Consider the following 18,406-nt stretch of genomic DNA (forward strand, 5'->3'; position numbering starts at 1 on the left):
TCCCTCGGTCACCCTCGTTCTGGTCCCTTCATCAGCTGTTCCAGGTCCTGTTCGTCCAGCGACCGGATCGTCAGGTGTCCGGCCACGGGGAAGGCGCGCGGATCTTCCGGCCGTCGCACGCCGACCGTGCGCCATCCGGCTTCCGCCGCGGCATCGAGTTCCTCCGGGGAATCGCTGAGGAACAACGTCGCCTCCGGCCGCGTACCGATCACTCCCGAAATCCGCCGGTAGGAGTCGGCAGACTTCTTGCTGCCGGCTGTGACCAAATCGAAGTAGCCGCGCAGGAGCGGGGTGAGATCGCCATACGGGGTATGCCCGAACCAATGCACCTGGGCTGCGGCGGGGCCCGATGAGTAGATGTGGAGCGCTGCGCCCGAGTCGTTCCAGCAGCACAGCACATCGGGCACCTCGGGGTAGACGTGCCCCGTCAGCGAACCGTCGGCGTAGCCCGCCGTCCAGATCCAGCCCTGGATCGTCTTCAGGGGCGGCGCTTTGACGTCCTGGTCCGTCCATGCGGTGAGCGCCTCGACGGCATCCGCCTCGTCGAGGGAGTCGACCCCGAGGTAGTCCCGTATCTCCTTGAGCAGCACGGTGGCGCGCACCGTGCCACGGTATTCGGCGAACCATCGGGGCAGCCGCTCGCGCGCATACGGAAAGAGAACGTCGTGGACGTGCGCGGCGGAGCCGACCGTTCCCTCGATGTCGAGGACGACCGCCGTGCCTTTCACCGGTCCTCCGACAGAAGCACGTCGAGGCGAGGGAAGCTCTGAGCGATGGCGTCTCCGGTGAAGTCGCCGACCCATCCGTCCTCTTCCTTGAAGAAGCGGATGGCGGCGAACTCCGGGGTCGGTCCCATATCGAACCAGTGACGGGTGCCCGCGGGTACGGACAGCAAGTCGCCGGCCTCGCACACGACCGCGTACACCTCGTCCTCGATATGGAGGTAGAAGCAGCCGGTGCCATGGGCGAAGAACCGCACCTCGTCCTCGGCGTGGCGATGCTCCTCCAGAAAGGCGGCCCGGGCCTTGGCGGCGCGTTCTTCCCACTCCGGCCCGACCGCCGGATGGAGTTGCGCCACATCGACCAGGACGAGGCCGTCGCGCTCGCACAACTCCTCGACCCGGGTGCGGTAGGCGGCCAGGATCTCTTCCTGAGTGGTGTCCGCGGTCACCGTGGCCCGCAGCTCCCACTGGCCGTATTCGATCCCGTGCTCCTTCAGTACGGCGGCGATCCGGGCTGTGTCCCGGGTGCGCAGCACCAGGGTGTCGGGGGCGTCCTGAGGCATGATCTGCAGGAGTGTCATGGGGTCACGTTTCCTTCGTGTCGGTGCGGTGGTCCCTGGCGCCGAGGGTGAGCAATTGGCAGATGGCCTCGAGGCACTCCAGCCGGTTGCGTGCCTGGGCGAGGTCCTTGCCCCAGGTGGTGATGCCGTGGTGGTCGATCAGCAGGGCTGGGGGCGCGTCGCCGCGGGCGGCCAGATGGTCCGCCACCTCGTCGGCGATCATGCGTACGTCGGGCCAGTTACGGAAGACGGGCAGCTCCGTGCGAGCGGGGTCGTCGAGGCCGAGTCCTTTGAGCAGTTCGAACCGCTCGAGCGGCAGTGTGACCGTGCCGTCGCGTTCGCCGATGCGACACGCCATCACGGTGGCGTAGGGCGCATGGACGTGGATGACCGCACGGGCGTCGGTGGCGCCGTACACCGCTGTGTGGATCGAGGTCTCCGCCGACGCCTTCAACCGACCCGGAGTCAGCACCTCACCGGTGGTGGCGTGCACGGCGACCATGTCGTCGGCAGTGAGACTGCCCTTGTCCATGCCACTGGCCGTGATCACGGCCGCATACCCGTCATCGGCAGGCAGGCGAACGGACAGATTGCCCGACGTGCCGGGCATCCAGCCCCGGGCGTACAGATCGCGGGAGAACGCGGCGATGGATGAGCCGGCGGCGGTGACCTCGCGGTGGTGTTCCTGGATGCTCGTCATGCCGCCACCTCGCACAGAGAGAGGAGGTCGTAGGCTTTCAGTCGCTCGGCCCCGGGCAATCCGGAGAGCTCCACCAGGACGACCGATCCGGCAACCTCGGCCGCTGAGGCCTCGACCAGTTCGGCCGCCGCGAGGAGGGTGCCGCCGGTGGCGAGGACGTCGTCCACGCACAGCACCCGTTCCCCGGGCGCTATCGCGCCCTGCCGGACCTCCAGGCGATCCTCGCCGTACTCCAGTGCGTAGCCGACAGAGTGGACGGCGCCGGGGAGCTTGCCGGGCTTGCGTACGAGGGTGAGCGGCACTTCGCAACGCGCGGCCAGGACGGCTCCCATGACGAAACCACGGGACTCGACGGCGACGATCCGGTCGAACCGACCGGAGAAGTGGTCACGCACATGGTCGGCGGCGTCATCCAGCACGCCGGGCTCGGCGTAGATCCGGGAGAGGTCCTGGTAGACCACACCGGGCCTGGGGTAATCGGGAAACGCTTCCAGAAGGCCGACGATACGGCTCCGGATGAGTTCGGCGCGCTGCTCGCGGTGAGCGTCGCGCGGTCGGACGACGCGGTCCTCGGTGACGATCGCGGTGATCAGCTCTCCAGGCGTGACATCGAACGCGGGATTGAACACACCGGCCCCCGCCGGTGCCACCGCGGCGTCCGCATCTCCCGTGACCTCCGCCGCTTCACGTTCCTCGATGGGGATTCCGCTGCCGTCGGGCAGATCAGGGTCCCAGGTGGACTCCGGCGCGACAACGACGAACGGAATGCCGTGCCGAGCGGCTGCGACAGCGAGCCCGTACGTACCGATCTTGTTCGCCGCGTCGCCGTTCGCGGCGATCCGGTCCGCACCGACCAGGACGCAGTCGACCATCCCTCGCGACATCGCGGCGGCGGCCGCCGAATCCACGCAGATCCGATAGGGAACCTCGGCCTCGCCGAGCTCCCAGGCGGTGAGACGGGACCCCTGGAGGAGCGGCCGGGTCTCGTCGACCAGAACTTCTGCCACCCGTCCGCGGCGGCGGAGTTCGATGATGCCTCCCAGGGCGGTCCCCACGGCGGCCGTGGCCAGGCGTCCCGTGTTGCAGTGCGTCAGCAGCCGCAGGGGGCGGTGAGGGTGTAACGACTCGACCAGATCCGCGGCACGCGCAGCGGCGGCGGAGTTGACCGCCGCGTCCTCGGCCACCATCTTCATGGCCTCGTCCACTACCGCCTGGGGCCCGTTCGGCAACTGCGCGACGGCGCGCCGGACGCCCCAGGCAAGGTTGACGGCCGTGGGCCGGGCGTCGGCAATGCGTGCGGCGTCGGCCCGCACCGAATCCTCGTCCACGGCACCCGCGGTCCGGTGTGTCCGTACCGAGAGGGCAACGCCGAAAGCTCCGGCGAGGCCGATGGCCGGTGCGCCTCGGACGGCCAGGACTCGTACCGCGTCGATCAGCGCGTCGACGCTCTCCAGACGCAGGAGTTCAAACCGTTGCGGCAGCGCACGTTGATCAACGGCCATGACGGCGTTGTCCTCCCAGTAGAGGGAGAAGCCGTGGTGTTCATGCCTCAATGCGCCCATGTGCATCCTCACCTTCTTCCGGTGTCCACAGGTTCCACGGGGCAGGGCAGCGCGGTCAACGGGGCAGTGGGGTGGTGGAGTTGACGGCCATCCGACCGTCTGTCCCGCGCGCTCCTAGAAACACTCGCGGAGCCGGCGTCGCAGGATCTTTCCGCCGGGATTGCGGGGCAACACCGCACAAACGACCGATTCAGCCCCCCGGGGCAGCCGGAGGAGGACTTCCTTGGCCGCAACGGCGTCGTGGGTGCTGGCCGGCGTCACCATGACGAACAGCAGCAGCCCTTCCGTGTCGACGACGATGTGTCTCTTGCGGCCCCTATCTTGAGCCAGCTCGGTGATGAGTCGCCTGATCTGCGGCGATGTGTCGTGAACAGTGGCCTCGACGGGGTGGTCGGAGCCACCGGGTTCGCCGTGGGATTGCGCCCCTCGGCGTGTCGCCGGATGCGAGGATCACGGCATGGTGACGTGCGACTACTTCTCAGCCTCCGATGACGACGTGGCCGTCCGCGTGCTTGACCAGCCCGGTGGCCCGAATCCTTCCGTGTTCGATGTGGTGCCGCTGAAGGGCATTGATCCGGTCGTTGTGATGGCCCAGCTCGAAGCGATCTTGACCGGCTGCACCTATGACGAGGCATCCGAACGTCCACGTGCGGGACAGGTGCTCTCGTCTCCGGAAGCCGAGAGCGCCTTCATCGTCAGCGTGTCCGACACCCTGCAGGAGGCACTGGCCTCAGCAACACACTCCTCCCTCGTGGAAGCGGCCGGGCCGTGGTCTGAGACCGACGAGCTGCGGCAGTATGGAATCACCTCCGACACTGCGCTCGAGGTACTCGTCCTGCTCTGCGGGTTGGCCAGCCGCGCACGTTCGGCGGGGCTGCGCTTGTTCTGCTGGTGGGCTCTTTAAGCGTCGCACTGCCGAAGCGATCGGCTCTCAGCACGGGCCGATCACCCTTGAGGACGCTGGCATCGCAGCGTCACGACTGCCCCGGATGTCGTCAGTGCGTCGTTCGCCAAGGGCCAAGGCCAGAGCCTCTCTGAGCTGCGGTTCTCGGCCTCCAGCTGCCGGTTGCGCTCGGTGGCGGCCTCCAGCCGTCGCCATGGCAACCCACGGCCAACACTGTTGCGTACAAGCATGTTCAAAGACGGGTTCTGAGGCGTGGATCGGTGTGTCCCTGGCCGAGTTGTGTAGGCACGGCTGGTGATCAGCCGACGCCCTCTCGACCAACAACTTGAGTCCCTGCGTGCGGGGCTGTCCCGCAACGACGTGTCGACGGAGGTGCTGACGCGGACTGCGAGTCAGATCTGCCTCGGGTGGTACGTGACGGCAGGATGCGTGGCTGCGTAGATCCCTCACGGGTGGCGGAGCTAGGACCCGCAGGGGCCCGGATGCCGAGAATCCCAGCGTTGCGCCGGGACCGCCGTCATCCGTCGGCGTGAGCCGGGTTCGATCCGAGACGCGTTGTCGGCGCGGCGGAGTGCGGATGGCCTGGCTACCTGTCCATCAGCGTGGTGACGAGTTCGTCCAGTCCGTTGAACCGTGCGTCGAAGACATCGGAGCTCGTCGGCGGGTCCCCGACCGGTCGCTGGACGTAGGCGGTGCGCATGCCTCTCGACTGAGCTCCGCGGAGGTCCCAGGCGTGAGCGGCCACCATGAGCACACGTTCTGGGAGACATCCGGCAATTTCGATGGCGAGCTGGTAGACCTCCGGCGCCGGCTTGTAGGCCCGGACGGCTTCGGCGGACACGGCTTGGTGCCAGCGCAGCCCGGCCTGGGCGTTGAGCCGCGGCAGAGCAGTGCGGCTGGCGTTGGAGAGCCCAAGCACGGGGAACTGCTGGGCGAGCCGCGCGAGACCGGCGACGGAGTCGCCCCAGGGGGGCAGGCGCTGCCCCGCTGTGGCCAGCCGGGCGATGGTTGCCGGATCGCCGAGTCCGGCGTGGTCGGCCACCCGCCCCGCAGCCTCTCCGTCGATGATCTCGGTGTTGACGTACGCGCGGTGCCCTTGCCCGATGCGTTGCTGCTCGAGCTCGACATGCTGCTGCCACACGGTGAGCAGCTCGTCGACAGACGCATCGTCGGCCGCGGGCACCGCGTCGCGAATTGCCGCTCGAAGCCCGCGGGGTTCGTCGACCAGTGTTCCAAGGACGTCGAAGACGACGACCTCGATGTCGCAGATCCCGGCCATGAGTTCTCCTGTTCGTGCTCCGCGTCACCGGCTCAACAGGTGACGATCTTGCCTCCAGCCTCGTCACCGGTCAAGATGGTGACGTGGATTTCGCGTTCGTGAGTGGCAACCCAGCCCTCGATCTGGCCGGCACCGTGGGGTCTCGTCGAGACGAGCCCGTCGACCTCCTGGCCGCGCCCGCAGACCTCGAGCGGTGGGTGGCCGCATGCGACGACCTCCCCGACCGTGTTACCGCCGACTTCGCAACCTTCGAGTCCGCGCTGTCCCTGCGAGAAGCCATCTACCAACTTGCTCTCGATCGCGTACTCGCCCGCCCCTTCGATGCGGGCAGCCTCAGAACCGTCAACGACACCGCCGCCGGGCCAGTGCCCACGATCAAGCTCAGCGACGCAGGGCTGCGTATATCGGGAGACCTGCGTGCGGTCCTCTCTCACATAGCCAGAAGCGGTATCACCGTGCTCGCCGATCCCCGCGCCCATCTCAGGGAGTGCGGCCGCACCGGCTGCACTCGCATCTATCTCGACCGCTCGCGCGGCGCCCGGCGCACCTGGTGCGGGATGGATGAGTGCGGCAACCGTGTCAAGGCCGCGGCTTACCGAGCTCGCAGGCGAGCTTCGACCACAGCCGAGGGCCGCGGGTCCGAGGGAACCACCTGGCGCGGTGGCAGGAGCAATGGCCCAAGCTGACCGTGCTGGACTGGTCCTTTCTCGGCTGGCTCTGATGCGTGGCATCCCGCCGATTCGCTGCCGCCTCGGCCCTTGGCGTGGTCGACCGGCCAAGCTGCACGGTGACAAGGGCAGCGGCTGCGCCTGGCGTGCGTTGCCACCGTGCTTCGGAGCGTCGAAGTCGACCGTGCGCCGCCGTTCGTCCGCGCCCTCGCGGCGCAGTGCGCTCACCAACTTTCCGAAGCAGCGCGGGCTCAGCCCGGTGAAAGGGGCTATCCAAGACGGCTCCGACGCGTGAGCACACCAGCCACATCAAGATCATGACACCAGTGGCTGGCAGCTACAGGACAGCCAACGGGCGCGGGCCTACCGCGCCGTTGCGGTTCGAACGCCCAGGGCGACCAGTACGGCTCCCGCCATCCGGCTCATCCCGCGACGGAATCGAGGCGTGCCGCTCACCGTGCGCGCGGCGGCAACCACAGACGTCCAGAACAGCAACCACACAAGGACGACGGCCACGAACTGCTCGCCGCCGACGATGTATTTGTCAGACACGCTGCCGCCGACGACGCCAAGCATCAAGAAGAACGCAACACGGCGCTGCGCCACCCCCTGCTGCTGGGGCGCTGGGAGAACGCCCTGAGAGAGCTTGGGTACATGACCGCGGAACGGGCACGCGCAGAATCACCTCACGGGTTGGGAACGCTCCCGCCCGGCTTCTACGCCCTTCCCCCCCGAGCAGGCGATCGCGGTGCTCAACGCCCGGCGCTTCCTCGCAGCCATCCAGCAGAGGGCCTGGAGTACAAGCGGTACCTCCGCCAACTCACCCAGGCGCTGCGCGAACGGGAGCGCGAAAGCCCCCACGTGAGAGCCACCGCCGAAGCCAAAGCCAAGGCCAGCCAGCTTCTCATCGAAAGACACCCGTCCGAGTACGCCTTCATCCGTGCTGAGCTGCGCCCTCACGAGGAGAACGACGGCTTTCTGCCAAGTTCGTTTGCCAACGGCCCTCAGCGCGCCGAGGTCAAGCGTCGCGTCCTGGGCGCCCTGGCAGACGGCACGTGGACGCGGTCGGCGCCGCCGAAAGCATGGCCGCGCTGACGAGCCCTGCCGGGCATAACCACGCGGGGTTCACGCCTGAGTGGGGTCGGTGATCAAACGCTCGGGGTACGCGGTCTGGAGATACTTGATGGCGGTGGTCGCGGACAGGTTGAACACACGTATCAGGTGGAGGGGGTCCTCGGCCACGCGGGCTTCGACCTCCACCGACACCAGCGCGGCAGAGCAAGCTGGCGGTGTAGATGCGATCCACTCGGTGGGCGGGGCCGTGCATCTCGCTCGCGTCCACGGTCGGCGCCACGGGCGCCGTGTCCTGCTGGGCGAGCGCGACGTCCCGGGCGACGTCCTCCAACCCCGCGATCAACAAGGCCCCTCCGCCCCCCGCTACAGCTTGAGGAAGCCCATAGAGGCACTTTTTCAGGGCCCGTGTGTTCACCGAGTCGATCGCGCACCGGGACCAGTCCAGCTCCCCGCGAGAGCCGAGTTCGTCGAGAACCAGGCGGTAGAGCTTGGCCCCCACTCTGGCCTTCCTCCACTCAGAGAAACGCCGGTGGGCCGTCGCCCCTGATGGTCCGAACGACGCAGACGGCAGTTGCTGCCAGGTGCATCCCGATCAAGATCGCGGCGAGTACTTCCCGGTCACCATGGCGGCGTCGGCCACCGCCCTGAGGTCGCGAGGGTGCCTCGGGTACGACCCGCTGGAACAGTTCCCACAGCTCGTCCGGCACCAGCCGTTCAACGATTCCCCCAGGCTGTAGCGCCTACGGCTCGCTTGAGCAGTCGGTCTCGGTCCAGGTCGCCTGGAGGTCACGGCAGACGATGGTGAGTGTGCCGTCCCAGCAGGCGATCTCGTGGCTGCAGCCGTCTCTGTGCGGCAGGATCTCGTCGAGAATCACGGTCCCGAGGTCTGTCCCTGGGACGTCGGCGGGATCTCGCTTCTCGTTGCCGTCTGGTTCCTCGTCGCGGCCGGGCTGAGGTGCTGGGCATCGGTTTGATGCTGCGGTCGGGGTGAGGGTCGGCGCGTCCGGTGCCTCCGAGGCCGGCAAGGCCCTCACCGCCTGACGCCGTGGCACCGTCCGTGCCACGGCATGGCCGTGTTCGCCCTGCCGACGCCTTCACCCCGCGGGGGCAGCTCCGATTGCGGGGTTCCCCGGCACCGACCGACAATCGATCAAGGGGGTACGAGGCCCCGGGCCGGGGCGCGGAGCACGCAGAGGACGGTATGGCCGGGCAGTGCGATGACGCGAGGTGCCCCCTGACGACTCGGACGTCGGGGGACGGCGCTGTGCCCGCCCCCGTTCCTCCCGTGCCGCACGGCCATGCCCAGGGTGGGATACCGCGTCGTCAGCCGGGCCCGGAGGCGGCCCGGTCCGCGCGGCTTCCTCCCGGTCCCTGACGTCGGTACCTCCGGGGCGCGGCGATCGGTGCCGCCACCGGGGAAACGGGTCGGACCTTGGCACGTCCCTTCCCCCCACCGTGTTCCGCACAGGCGGTATCTACCCCCAGGAGCGGCGTCATGCCAGCAGCGCGGTCGTATCTGATCACCGGCACGATCACCGACAACACCGGCAGTCCGCTCCCCGATGCGCTGGTCCGCGCCTCCGGACCGGGGCAGGCTCACCAGGCCAGGCCACTCGGGGAGGCCCACACCGACACCACCGGCCGCTATCGGATCCCGGTGGAGGAGGATGCCCAGGACCCGCACACCCACGTCGCCAGACTGATCATCAAGGTGCTGGTCGAGGGGGTGGAGGTGGGCCAGAGCAAGCCACACCCCAAGCAGGTGCCACAGACGCTGGTCGACCTGAAGACGACCCACCAGCCGCCGCAGCAGAACGCCCGAAAGGTGAGCGGCGTCGTACGGGATCAGTTCGGCGGGCCGTTGAGCGGCGTCGTGGTCCAGGCCTTCGACCGGGACCTCCGCCAAGAGCAGTCACTGGGCCAAAAGGCGGTCGACGGCAACGGAGTCTATGAGATCACCTACAGCACTGCCCAGTTCGCCCGGGCCGAGAAGGACTCGGCGGACCTGGTGCTCACCGTGGTGAAGGCGGGCGTGGTGTTGCTCCGATCTCCGGTGCACTACAACGCGCCACCCGATTACACGGTCGACCTGGCGCTCGAAGGCGCGGTCTACGCCGGGCCCTCCGAGTGGGAGGTGCAGACGGGCGTCCTCAACCCGCTGCTGGACGGGTTGAACCCGATCGATCTGACGGAGAGCGGCCAGCACCAGGACCTCTCGTTCCTGGTGGGCGAGACCGGCTACACCGCACTGGAGATCAGCATCTGGATGATGTCCTGGCGGCTGGCCGACCGGACCCGCCAGTACGGGACGTCGCTGCCGCCGGAGGCGCTGTTCGCCTTCCTCCGTCAGGGCGAACCGTCGATCGTCCCCGAGTCCCTGCTCGCCGCTCTTCCGCACCCCGACCGGTTCCTGCTGCTGGCGGACGGACTGCTGCGGACGCTGTCCACGATGCCGCCCCATCGCCAGCGGGCGCTGCTGGTCAAGGCCGTTGACGACCACCTGGTCCCGGCCGGTCTGAGGGCGGACATCGATAAGCTGCTGGCCGTGCTCGCACAGATCAAGCTGCGGTTCACCGGCGCCATCAACGTGGGAGGCGGGAAGGGCACGGTCGGCGAGCTGCTCAATGTGCTCCGGGTGCCGGACGGTGAGAAGCAGAAGATTCTGGCCGTGATGTCGGACCACACCGGCTTGCTGGCCGACCTGTGGAAGCGGCTGGCCGCTGATACGTCGATCCAGGCGGCGACCGTCAAGAAGGTGCAGACCGCGGTCGAGCTGGCGTCGCTGACCCGCAACCACGTGCCGCTGGTCGCGGTGTTGACGGACAAAATCGTCAGTGGCCCCCTGACGCAGCGTGCTCTGGCGCAGTTCTCCAGGCAGCAGTGGTTCGGCGTGTTCGAGATGCAGGGGCCGGGCGGCTCGCTGGTCGGCGTACCGGATGACATCGACGGTGCCACCCCGGAGGAGCGGAAGAAGGCCTACGCCGCCATCCTTGACCAGAAGTTCGAGCAGGCATTTCCGACCGCCTCCCTGGCGGCGAAGATCCTCTCTCCGGACTCGCCGCGACCGGCACCGCAGCTGAGCAGGAACGTCGCCGAGTTCCTCGACGCTCACCCGGACTTCCAGCTCGACAGCTTCCGGATCGACCACTACCTGGCCGAGCGGCAGCGACGGGGCTACGAAGACGGGGATTCCGCGGGGAACCCCCCGACGGTCCTGGTCGACGCGGAGCTCCGCGCGGAACTCGAGTCCGTACAGCGCGTGTTCAAGCTGCAGCCGACGTTCACCGCCGCGAACGCCCTGCTGACCCGGGGGATCGACTCCGCCCAGCAGATCTACTTCATGGGCGAGGGGCAGTTCCTCAGTCTGCTCGGCGGGTCACCGATCAGTCCCGACGAGGCACAGCGGATCTACCGCAAGGCGGAGAACGCCTACGCCCTCGCACTGACCATCTTCGCCGACTACAACCGCGCGCTGAACGGGGCGGTGCCGGCGGCCCTGCCGGACCCGGACGCCGAACCGCTGCCGAGCCTGCGGGCCGCCAGGGAGCTGCCGAGCCTGCAGACCCTGTTCGGATCGCTCGACCACTGCCACTGCGCCGACTGCCGCTCGGTCTACAGCCCGGCCGCGCATTTCGTGGACGTCCTGCGCTTCCTGGGTGACCGCGGTACCCAGGGCACCACCGTCCACCGGGGAAAGAGCGTCCGGCAGGTGCTGCTCGAACGGCGGCCCGACCTCGGTGACACCGAGCTGAGCTGTGAGAACACCAACACCGCTGTCCCGTACATCGATCTGGTCAACGAGGTTCTGGAAGACATCGTCGCGCCTTCCGCGGTGGTGCTCCTCGACGTCGGCATCGAGCCGATGCTGCTCGAAGGACCGATCGCCCCGGAGGTACTCGCCGAACTCAGGGCGAAGGGTGTCCCGATGGCGGACGACGCCCAGGTGTACGCCCCGGACGTCAATGGCCGGTGGGTGATCCGCGACAGCGCCCACTCCTACGCCGTGTTCCACCACGAGTCCGCTCTCGGGCTGCGGGCGACCCGTCAGACAACCGGCTCCGCCGCCGAGGTGCGCGCCAACCCGGAGCACCTCAACCACGCCGCCTACACCAAGCTCGCCGGTGAGGTCTTTCCCTTCAGTCTGCCGTTCGACCTCGCCGGCGAGCAGAGCCGCGGGTACCTCGACCAGCTCGGGGTGCCGCAACAGCGGCTGTTCGCGCTGTTCCAGCAGTCCTCATCCGACGGCTCCACCAGGACGCCGAGCGACGCGCAGGTCGACTGTGCCCTGCTGGACATCGGTGACACCGAGCGGCAGGTCCTGACCGACACCCTCACCGGTCGGCAGCCCTGGGAGTTCTGGGGTCTCGCCGAGACGGGCAACTCCCTTCCGCACCCGGACATGCCGACGGACCCGGAGCAGCAGGTGACCGGCACCTGGATCGAGGTGCTCGGCAAGGTCCCCGTGATGATGCACCGCACGAAGCTGTCGTACCGGGAGCTGGTGCAATTGCTGGAGATGCGCTGGGTCGATCCGGACGCCGTCATCAGCATTCGCGGCCAGGACAACGGGCATGCCGCCGAGTGCGACACTTCGGCCTACACCATCAGTGGCCTGACCGCTGCGGCTCTCGGCCGGATCCACCGCTTCGTGCGACTCTGGCGACGGCTCGGGATCCCGATGTGGGAGCTCGACCTCTTTCTCACCGGACGGCAGCTCGACGACGGCGCACTGCGCCGGATCGCCTCGCTGCGCCGGCTGGGGGAGCGCACCGGGCTGGACTGGCCGACGCTGGTCACGGTGTACGCCGGTTTCGACGACCATGGTTATGTCGACCGCGCGGTGGGCGAAGGCCTTCCGGTCCAGACCGTCTACCAGCGACTGTTCCGCAACCGGCTGGTGGACTCCACCGGCGCCTTCCCGGCGCAGTCAACGGAGCTCGGCGGCACGATCGGCCAGCGGGTTCCCGGTCTGCTCGCCGGGTTGCGCGTCGGTGAGACCGACCTCGATCTGATCCTCGCCGACCGGTCTCTGGACCGGAACTCCCCGCTGAACGCGACGGTACTGGCCACCCTGCACCGGATCACCGCGCTCGCCCGCGGGCTGGACCTCACCGTCCGCGAGTTCATCCGGCTGGTGGCGATCTGGGGTTCCGATCCCTTCGCGTCGCCCGGCCGCACCGAGGAGTTCGCCGAGCTGGTCGACCAGGTGCTGTCGTCGGCGTTCTCCGTCGCCGAGCTCGACTACCTGCTCACCCACCGCTTCACGGTGAACTCCGGCGTCGCGTTGGAGGACCGTACCGTCCTGGCGTTCCTGCGGCAGCTCCGGGGCGGCCTCGCCGAGATCGCCGACCGGCTGAGCCGGCAGAACGACGAGACCGACGCCGACTACGTCACCGCCAAGCTGGGGCTGGTGCCCACGCTCGCGGCGGACGCCGATCTGATCACAGCGCTCGCCCTGGTCGACGGCAGCTGGACCGGCACCGCCACCGAGCGCAACGCCCTCATCGACCGCTACTTCAAGGAGGTGTTCAGCGATCTGTCCGCGGCGCACGCGGCACTCGCGGAGCTGCCGGCCGGTGAGACGCCGGCTCAGCGGCAGGCGCGGATCGACGCGCGTTTCGCCTTCGTCATGCCGCGCCTGCAGGCGTTCCTGATCCGCACCCAGAAGGATCTCCACGTCGACCAACAGGTGGCAGCGCTGTTCGGGATCGACGAGCCGTCCGCGGCGACCGCACTGTCCGCACTCCATCCGGCGGGCTCCACCGCGGATCTGCGCCGTATGATCAACGACCCGAAGCTGCTCGAAACGATGCCGGACGGCAGCTACCGGTTCCCGCTGGACGAAGCCAATTTCCCGCTCGTGTACGCGGCGCTGCGACTCCTGCACAAGGTCGCGACCCTCATCGGCAAGCTGAGCATGCGTCCGGCGGAGGTGAGCTGGTGGCTGGCCGGCGGCAACGCCAACGGCCTCGGCTGGATCCGGGCCGGCGCGCTCGGCGTCGGCCCGGGCACCGCCGTCGAGATCGGCCGCTGGTCGGCGATGCAGTGGTTCTTCGACTGGAAGTCTCAGCTGCCCGCCTCGGATCTGTCCGCGCTGGACTTCGCCGACGAGGTGCTCGATCCCACGCGGCCCTCGTCCGCCACCATCACCGCGCTGGCCAAGCTCACCGCATGGCGGGCCGCGGACATCACCGCGCTGGTTACCGCGTTCGGATGGCTGGCGACGGGCGTGGACCGGGTCAAGGGCCGGCTGGCGAAGGCGGAGAACCTGCGCCGGGTCGCGTCCTGCATGGCGTCACTGCCGCGACTCGGTGTCGAGGCGGCGCGGGCCGTCGGCTGGGCGACCCCGAGACCCGGTACCACCGTCGCCGATGAGATCAAGCAGGCACTCAAAGCACGGTACGACCTGCCCCAGTGGCTGGAGGCCAACCAGCCGGTGCAGGACGCGTTGCGCGAACGGCGTCGCGATGTGCTGGTGGACTGGCTGGTGGCGCATCCGGATGCGAGCGCGGGCCACGGCTGGACCGATGTGAACGGACTGTACGGCCATTTCCTGATCGACGTCGAGATGAGCGCCTGTGCGCTGACGTCCCGCCTGAAGCAGGCCACCTGCACCGCCCAGCTGTTCGTGCAGCGGGTGCTGCTCGACCTCGAGCACGACATCGTGGCGGGCACGGTCGCGGACCCGCAGTGGAAGCAATGGCAGTGGATGCGCCGCTACCGGGTATGGGAAGCCAACCGCAAGGTCTTCCTCTACCCGGAGAACTGGATCGAGCCCGAGCTGCGCGACGAGAAGTCGCCCTTCTTCCTCGACCTCGAGCGTGAACTGCAGCAGAACGACGTGACCGCGGAGACCGTGGAGCAGGCGTACCGCGGCTACCTCGAGAAGCTCGACAAGGTAGCCAACCTGGAGATCCGCGCGATGTTCGACGAGCGGGTCGGCGAGGAGTCGGTGCTGCATGTGGTGGGGCGCACCCGCAGCAGCAAGGGTGCCGAGTACTTCTACCGGACCCGGATCAACCGGGCGCGCTGGACCCCGTGGCACCCGGTCGGGCTGGAGATCCAGGCCGACCACCTGATGCTGGGCATGCACAATCGCCGTCTCCACATGTTCTGGCCGCAGGTGCTGGGCAAGGCCCAGGAGCCGACCCAGGTGTGGACTCCGAAGCCGAACTCCAACTTCCTGACGGAGTCACCGCGGCGGTACTGGGATGTCCAGTTGTACTGGAGTGAGCTCAAGCAGGGGAAGTGGACACCGAGGGTGCTGTCGGACACTCCGCATCGGGTGTCGGCTTTCCGGACTCCTGAAGAGCTGGCGGCAAGCATCAATTTCCGGACCAGGATGACTCCGCAGATCCGCACTCATCTCTTCACGGAATCAGAGCCCCACAAGTTCGCGCCGGAAGTCAGGGGCAGTTTCGAGAAGTTGGGTCAGCAGATCACGCCGGGGCAGCTCGGGCACTTCGAGTACCTCATCTCGCCGCCGGAGAGTCAGTTGCACAGCAATCTGATCCGGCATCTCACCTCGTCCCAGTACTTCTACTATTCTTCCCTCATCGAGGTCAGCCAGCCTTCCTTCTTCGCCGCCGCAGTCTCCTTTGGCGCGCATTCGAACGCGGAATCCATCCGGCTGCGGCGCAACATCGTTCCACATCAGACCTGGACGGTGATCGACTCGCAGGCCGCCGGATTCGCGAATACCGGATCGTTCTTCACCTGGGACCCCTCGCGGACCTATTTCGTGGACTACGACCACCACGTCCAGTGGGCGGACTTCTTCCTGAACTGGTACTGGTCCATCTCAACGTTCCGGTTCTACCCGCACTACCACCCGTTCGTGGAGCTGTTCATCAAGGAGCTGAACACCTGGGGCTTGCGGGGGCTGCTGAACCGGCGCATCCAGGTCGACCCGGCAAGCACCCCCGGCCGCCCGCAACCGTTCGACTTCGCCACCTACGAGCCGGACTCCACGGTGGCGGAACCCCGGCCGACGGAGGTCGTGGACTTTGACTACGAGGGGGCATACGCACCGTACAACTGGGAGCTGTTCTTCCACGTGCCGATGTTCATCGCGGGGAAGCTCAGCGCGAACCAACGGTTCGAGGAAGCGCTGGAGTGGTACCACTACATCTTCGACCCGACCGGCATCGCGAGCCCGCACCCGGATCCGCGGACGCCACAGCAGAAGTACTGGGTCACCAAGCCGTTCTACGAGACGACCACGGACGGCTACCGCGAACAGAAGATCGAATACATCACGCGGGTCATTGCCGAGGGATCCGCCAAGCACGAGGCCCAGGTCGCCGAGTGGCGCAATCACCCGTTCAACCCACACCTGATCGCCAGGAAGCGCTGGGTCGCCTACCAGAAGAACGTGCTGATCAAATACATCCAGACACTGATTGCCTGGGGCGACCAATTGTTCGGTCAGGACACCATCGAATCCAACAACGAGGCCACGCAGCTGTATGTGATGGCCGCGACACTGCTCGGCCCGCGACCCAGGAGCGTGCCGCGCCGGCTGCCGAACCCGGCCCGGACGTTCTACCAGCTACAGGCCGCCGGAATCGACGACTTCGGCAATGTGCTGCGTCAGGTGGAGAACCTGCTGCCCACCGTGTCGGGCCCGTCCTTTCAGATGCCGGACACCCTCGACCTGCCGCGGCTGGAGGTGCTGTACTTCGGCATCCCGACCAACGACAAGCTGCTGGCGCTCTGGGACACAGTCGAGGACCGGCTGTTCAAGATCAGAAATTGCATGAACCTCGCGGGCATCGTGCGTCAGTTGCCGCTGTTCGAACCGCCGATCGACCCCTCCCTGCTGGTCAAAGCCGCGGCAGCCGGTCTGGACATCGGTGCGGTGCTCAGCGACATCAGTACGCCCATGCCGCCGTACCGGTTCTCGGTGATGCTCCAGCGCGCACAGGAGGTCTGCACCGCGGTGACCACTCTCGGCGCGGCCATGCTCGCCGCCCTGGAGAAGCGTGACACCGAAGCCCTCGCCGCGCTGCGGACCAGCCACGAGATCGCTCTGCTCGACCTGGCGCGGGACGTCCGCGGCAGCCAGGTCGACGAGGCACGGGCGACATGGGAAGCCAACCGCCGCAGCCGCGACGTCGTAGAGCTCCGGCGGGCCTATCACCAGCGACTGCTGGACGAGGGACTGAACACCGGTGAGAACACCGCGCTGGCCCTGTCCGGCGTCTCCCTCGGCCTGGAGTCGGCGGTCGCTATCGGCTACATCCTGTCCGGTGGCCTGAAGCTGATTCCGACCTTCCTGGCTGGCGCCGCCGGCTTCGGCGGCTCCCCCACCGTGTCGGCGGCGATCGGCGGCCAGCACATCGGAAACGCGGCGGAGATGGCGGTCTCGGTGCTGCGGTCGCTCGCCACCGCGGCCGACAAGGGCGCCGGGGTGGCGAGCGTGCTGGCGTCCCACGCCCGGCGCGCCGAGGAGTGGCAGCACCAGGCGGTGATGGCCGCGACGGAACTCCCGCAGATCGACAAGCAGATCCTGGCCGCGGAGATCCGGCACCGGATCGCCGAACAGGAACTGCGCCACCACGACAGGCAGCGGGCCCACGCGGCGACCGAGGAAGAGTTCCAGCGCTCCAAGTTCACCAACACCGAGCTGTACGACTGGATGGTCGGCCAGCTGTCCGCCGTGTACTTCCAGAGCTACCAGCTCGCCTTCGACCTGGCGAAGCGGGCGGAGCGGAGCTTCCGCTACGAACTGGGGCTGTCCGACTCGAACTATGTGCGCCACGGCTACTGGGACAGCCTACGGAAGGGTCTGCTGGCCGGTGAACGGCTCGGCCACGATCTGCGGCGACTCGACGCCGCCTACCTGGAGCTGAACAAGCGCGAGTACGAGCTCACCAAGCACGTTTCGCTGGCCCAGCTGGATCCGGTCGCGCTGCTCCAGCTCAAGACCAACGGCGAGTGCTTCGTGGACATCCCCGAGGCCATCTTCGACCTCGACCACCCCGGCCACTACTTCCGCCGGCTCAGGGCGGTGTCACTGTCCATCCCCTGCGTGGTCGGACCGTACGGAACGGTGGCCTGCACCCTCACCCTGACCGCCAACAGCCTGCGCAAGGACGCCACCCTGCTCGGCGGTAAGTACCCCAGGAACCCCGCGGGGGACATCCGGTTCCGCGACGGGGTGACGACGGTCCAGTCCATCGCGACCAGTTCCGCCGTGAACGACAGCGGGACGTTCGAGCTGAGCTTCGGCGATCAGCGGTATCTGCCCTTCGAGGGGGCGGGCGCGATCAGTTCCTGGCACCTCAGGCTGAACTCCGAGGTCCCTCAGTTCGACCCCGACACCGTCTCGGACGTGGTGATCCACCTCCAGTACACCGCGCGGGAGGGCGGCGGCCTGCTCCGCACCGAAGCGCTCAAGGACATCGACAAGACCCTGTCCTCGATGGCCCTGGCCGGCAGACGCACAGGCCTGTACCGAGTGCTGGATCTCAAGCGGGAGTTCCCGGATGCCTTCTACCGGTTTCTGCACCCCGCCGACCCGGATGATGGCGCGCCGCCGGACCAGGCACTGGCACTGGGTGATCTCACGGACCGGCTACCGTCGTTCACGCGTGTCTTCGCCACCAAGAAGGTGCGGGCGGTCGAGGTCGCCGCGCGGATGAAGGACAACTCGACGTACGAGGTGCTGCTGACACCGCTCGGCTCCGGATCCGCGGATCTCCTCACACTGGCCCCGGACCCGACGTACCGGGGCATGCACCGCGCCGCGAAGAACCTCACGGGCAACGAGGTGGCGATGACCGGCTGGACGGTGAAGATCCGCAAGGCCGGCACCCCGGACTTCCATTCGCTGCCTGCGGACGCCGTGGACGAACTCTTCCTCATCCTGAACTACACGGTGGACTGATCATGATTCCGGGTTACCTAGGTGTGTCTGCTAATTCGGGCGTCTG

General features: G+C 67.8%; 12 protein-coding genes and 3 pseudogenes. 4 read left to right on the forward strand and 11 right to left on the reverse strand.

Annotation, left to right across the window (positions count from 1 at the left end; translation table 11 throughout):
* Positions 1-8: 8 nt before the first annotated feature.
* The 5 genes and pseudogenes from mtnC to JK363_RS16975 all read right to left on the reverse strand — a co-directional run.
* Complete coding sequence (mtnC, locus tag JK363_RS16955; protein ID WP_307821747.1) at positions 9-728, reverse strand: acireductone synthase; 720 nt, start codon at positions 726-728, stop codon at positions 9-11.
* On the reverse strand, positions 725-1,303 hold the full coding sequence (locus tag JK363_RS16960; protein WP_201875754.1) for a 1,2-dihydroxy-3-keto-5-methylthiopentene dioxygenase: 579 nt from the start codon (positions 1,301-1,303) through the stop codon (positions 725-727). The genes mtnC and JK363_RS16960 overlap by 4 nt, the downstream gene beginning before the upstream one ends.
* Positions 1,304-1,307: 4 nt before the next feature.
* Positions 1,308-1,982: a methylthioribulose 1-phosphate dehydratase gene (gene mtnB / locus JK363_RS16965; protein WP_201875755.1), complete on the reverse strand. Its 675-nt coding sequence runs from the start codon at positions 1,980-1,982 to the stop codon at positions 1,308-1,310.
* The gene (mtnA, locus tag JK363_RS44205; protein WP_201875756.1) at positions 1,979-3,544 is read right to left on the reverse strand and encodes an S-methyl-5-thioribose-1-phosphate isomerase; all 1,566 of its coding nucleotides are present in this window, start codon (positions 3,542-3,544) and stop codon (positions 1,979-1,981) included. The genes mtnB and mtnA overlap by 4 nt, the downstream gene beginning before the upstream one ends.
* A gap of 204 nt (positions 3,545-3,748) precedes the next feature.
* A pseudogene (locus tag JK363_RS16975) lies at positions 3,749-3,859 on the reverse strand (transposase); the annotation flags it as partial.
* A 142-nt stretch (positions 3,860-4,001) separates the two neighbouring features.
* Here JK363_RS16975 and JK363_RS16980 point away from each other — a divergent pair.
* Positions 4,002-4,448: a hypothetical protein gene (locus JK363_RS16980; RefSeq protein ID WP_201875757.1), complete on the forward strand. Its 447-nt coding sequence runs from the start codon at positions 4,002-4,004 to the stop codon at positions 4,446-4,448.
* Between the two features lie 586 nt (positions 4,449-5,034).
* On the opposite strand, the gene JK363_RS16985 is transcribed toward JK363_RS16980, so the two are convergent.
* Entirely contained in the window at positions 5,035-5,727 is a 693-nt protein-coding gene (locus JK363_RS16985; RefSeq protein WP_201875758.1) for a haloacid dehalogenase type II, read from the reverse strand.
* A gap of 134 nt (positions 5,728-5,861) precedes the next feature.
* Here JK363_RS16985 and JK363_RS16990 point away from each other — a divergent pair, with 134 nt between their 5' ends.
* Positions 5,862-6,413 (forward strand): CGNR zinc finger domain-containing protein, encoded by a 552-nt coding sequence (locus JK363_RS16990; protein WP_307821775.1) that lies wholly within the window; start codon positions 5,862-5,864, stop codon positions 6,411-6,413.
* A 147-nt stretch (positions 6,414-6,560) separates the two neighbouring features.
* On the opposite strand, the pseudogene JK363_RS17000 reads toward JK363_RS16990, so the two are convergent.
* Positions 6,561-6,668 (reverse strand): annotated as a pseudogene (locus JK363_RS17000) (IS5/IS1182 family transposase); the annotation flags it as partial.
* Between the two features lie 90 nt (positions 6,669-6,758).
* Positions 6,759-7,001 (reverse strand): hypothetical protein, encoded by a 243-nt coding sequence (locus JK363_RS42465; protein WP_236075865.1) that lies wholly within the window; start codon positions 6,999-7,001, stop codon positions 6,759-6,761.
* A 255-nt stretch (positions 7,002-7,256) separates the two neighbouring features.
* Between JK363_RS42465 and JK363_RS17010 the strand changes: the two genes are divergently transcribed.
* Positions 7,257-7,490 (forward strand): hypothetical protein, encoded by a 234-nt coding sequence (locus JK363_RS17010; protein ID WP_201875759.1) that lies wholly within the window; start codon positions 7,257-7,259, stop codon positions 7,488-7,490.
* Between the two features lie 30 nt (positions 7,491-7,520).
* Here JK363_RS17010 and JK363_RS43820 read toward each other — a convergent pair whose 3' ends face one another.
* The 3 genes and pseudogenes from JK363_RS43820 to JK363_RS43825 form a co-directional block, all read right to left on the reverse strand.
* The gene (locus JK363_RS43820) at positions 7,521-7,655 is read right to left on the reverse strand and encodes a hypothetical protein (RefSeq protein ID WP_268981051.1); all 135 of its coding nucleotides are present in this window, start codon (positions 7,653-7,655) and stop codon (positions 7,521-7,523) included.
* Positions 7,656-7,848: 193 nt separating this feature from the next.
* Positions 7,849-8,191, reverse strand: a pseudogene (locus JK363_RS17015) (transposase); the annotation flags it as partial.
* Positions 8,192-8,209: 18 nt separating this feature from the next.
* Positions 8,210-8,344: a hypothetical protein gene (locus tag JK363_RS43825; protein ID WP_268981059.1), complete on the reverse strand. Its 135-nt coding sequence runs from the start codon at positions 8,342-8,344 to the stop codon at positions 8,210-8,212.
* A gap of 620 nt (positions 8,345-8,964) precedes the next feature.
* On the opposite strand from JK363_RS43825, the gene JK363_RS17020 reads away from it, so the two are divergent.
* Positions 8,965-18,360: a Tc toxin subunit A-related protein gene (locus JK363_RS17020; RefSeq protein WP_201875760.1), complete on the forward strand. Its 9,396-nt coding sequence runs from the start codon at positions 8,965-8,967 to the stop codon at positions 18,358-18,360.
* Positions 18,361-18,406 lie beyond the last annotated feature (46 nt).

Origin of the sequence: Streptomyces coffeae (assembly GCF_016741875.1) — a bacterium.
Taxonomy (GTDB): domain Bacteria; phylum Actinomycetota; class Actinomycetes; order Streptomycetales; family Streptomycetaceae; genus Streptomyces; species Streptomyces coffeae.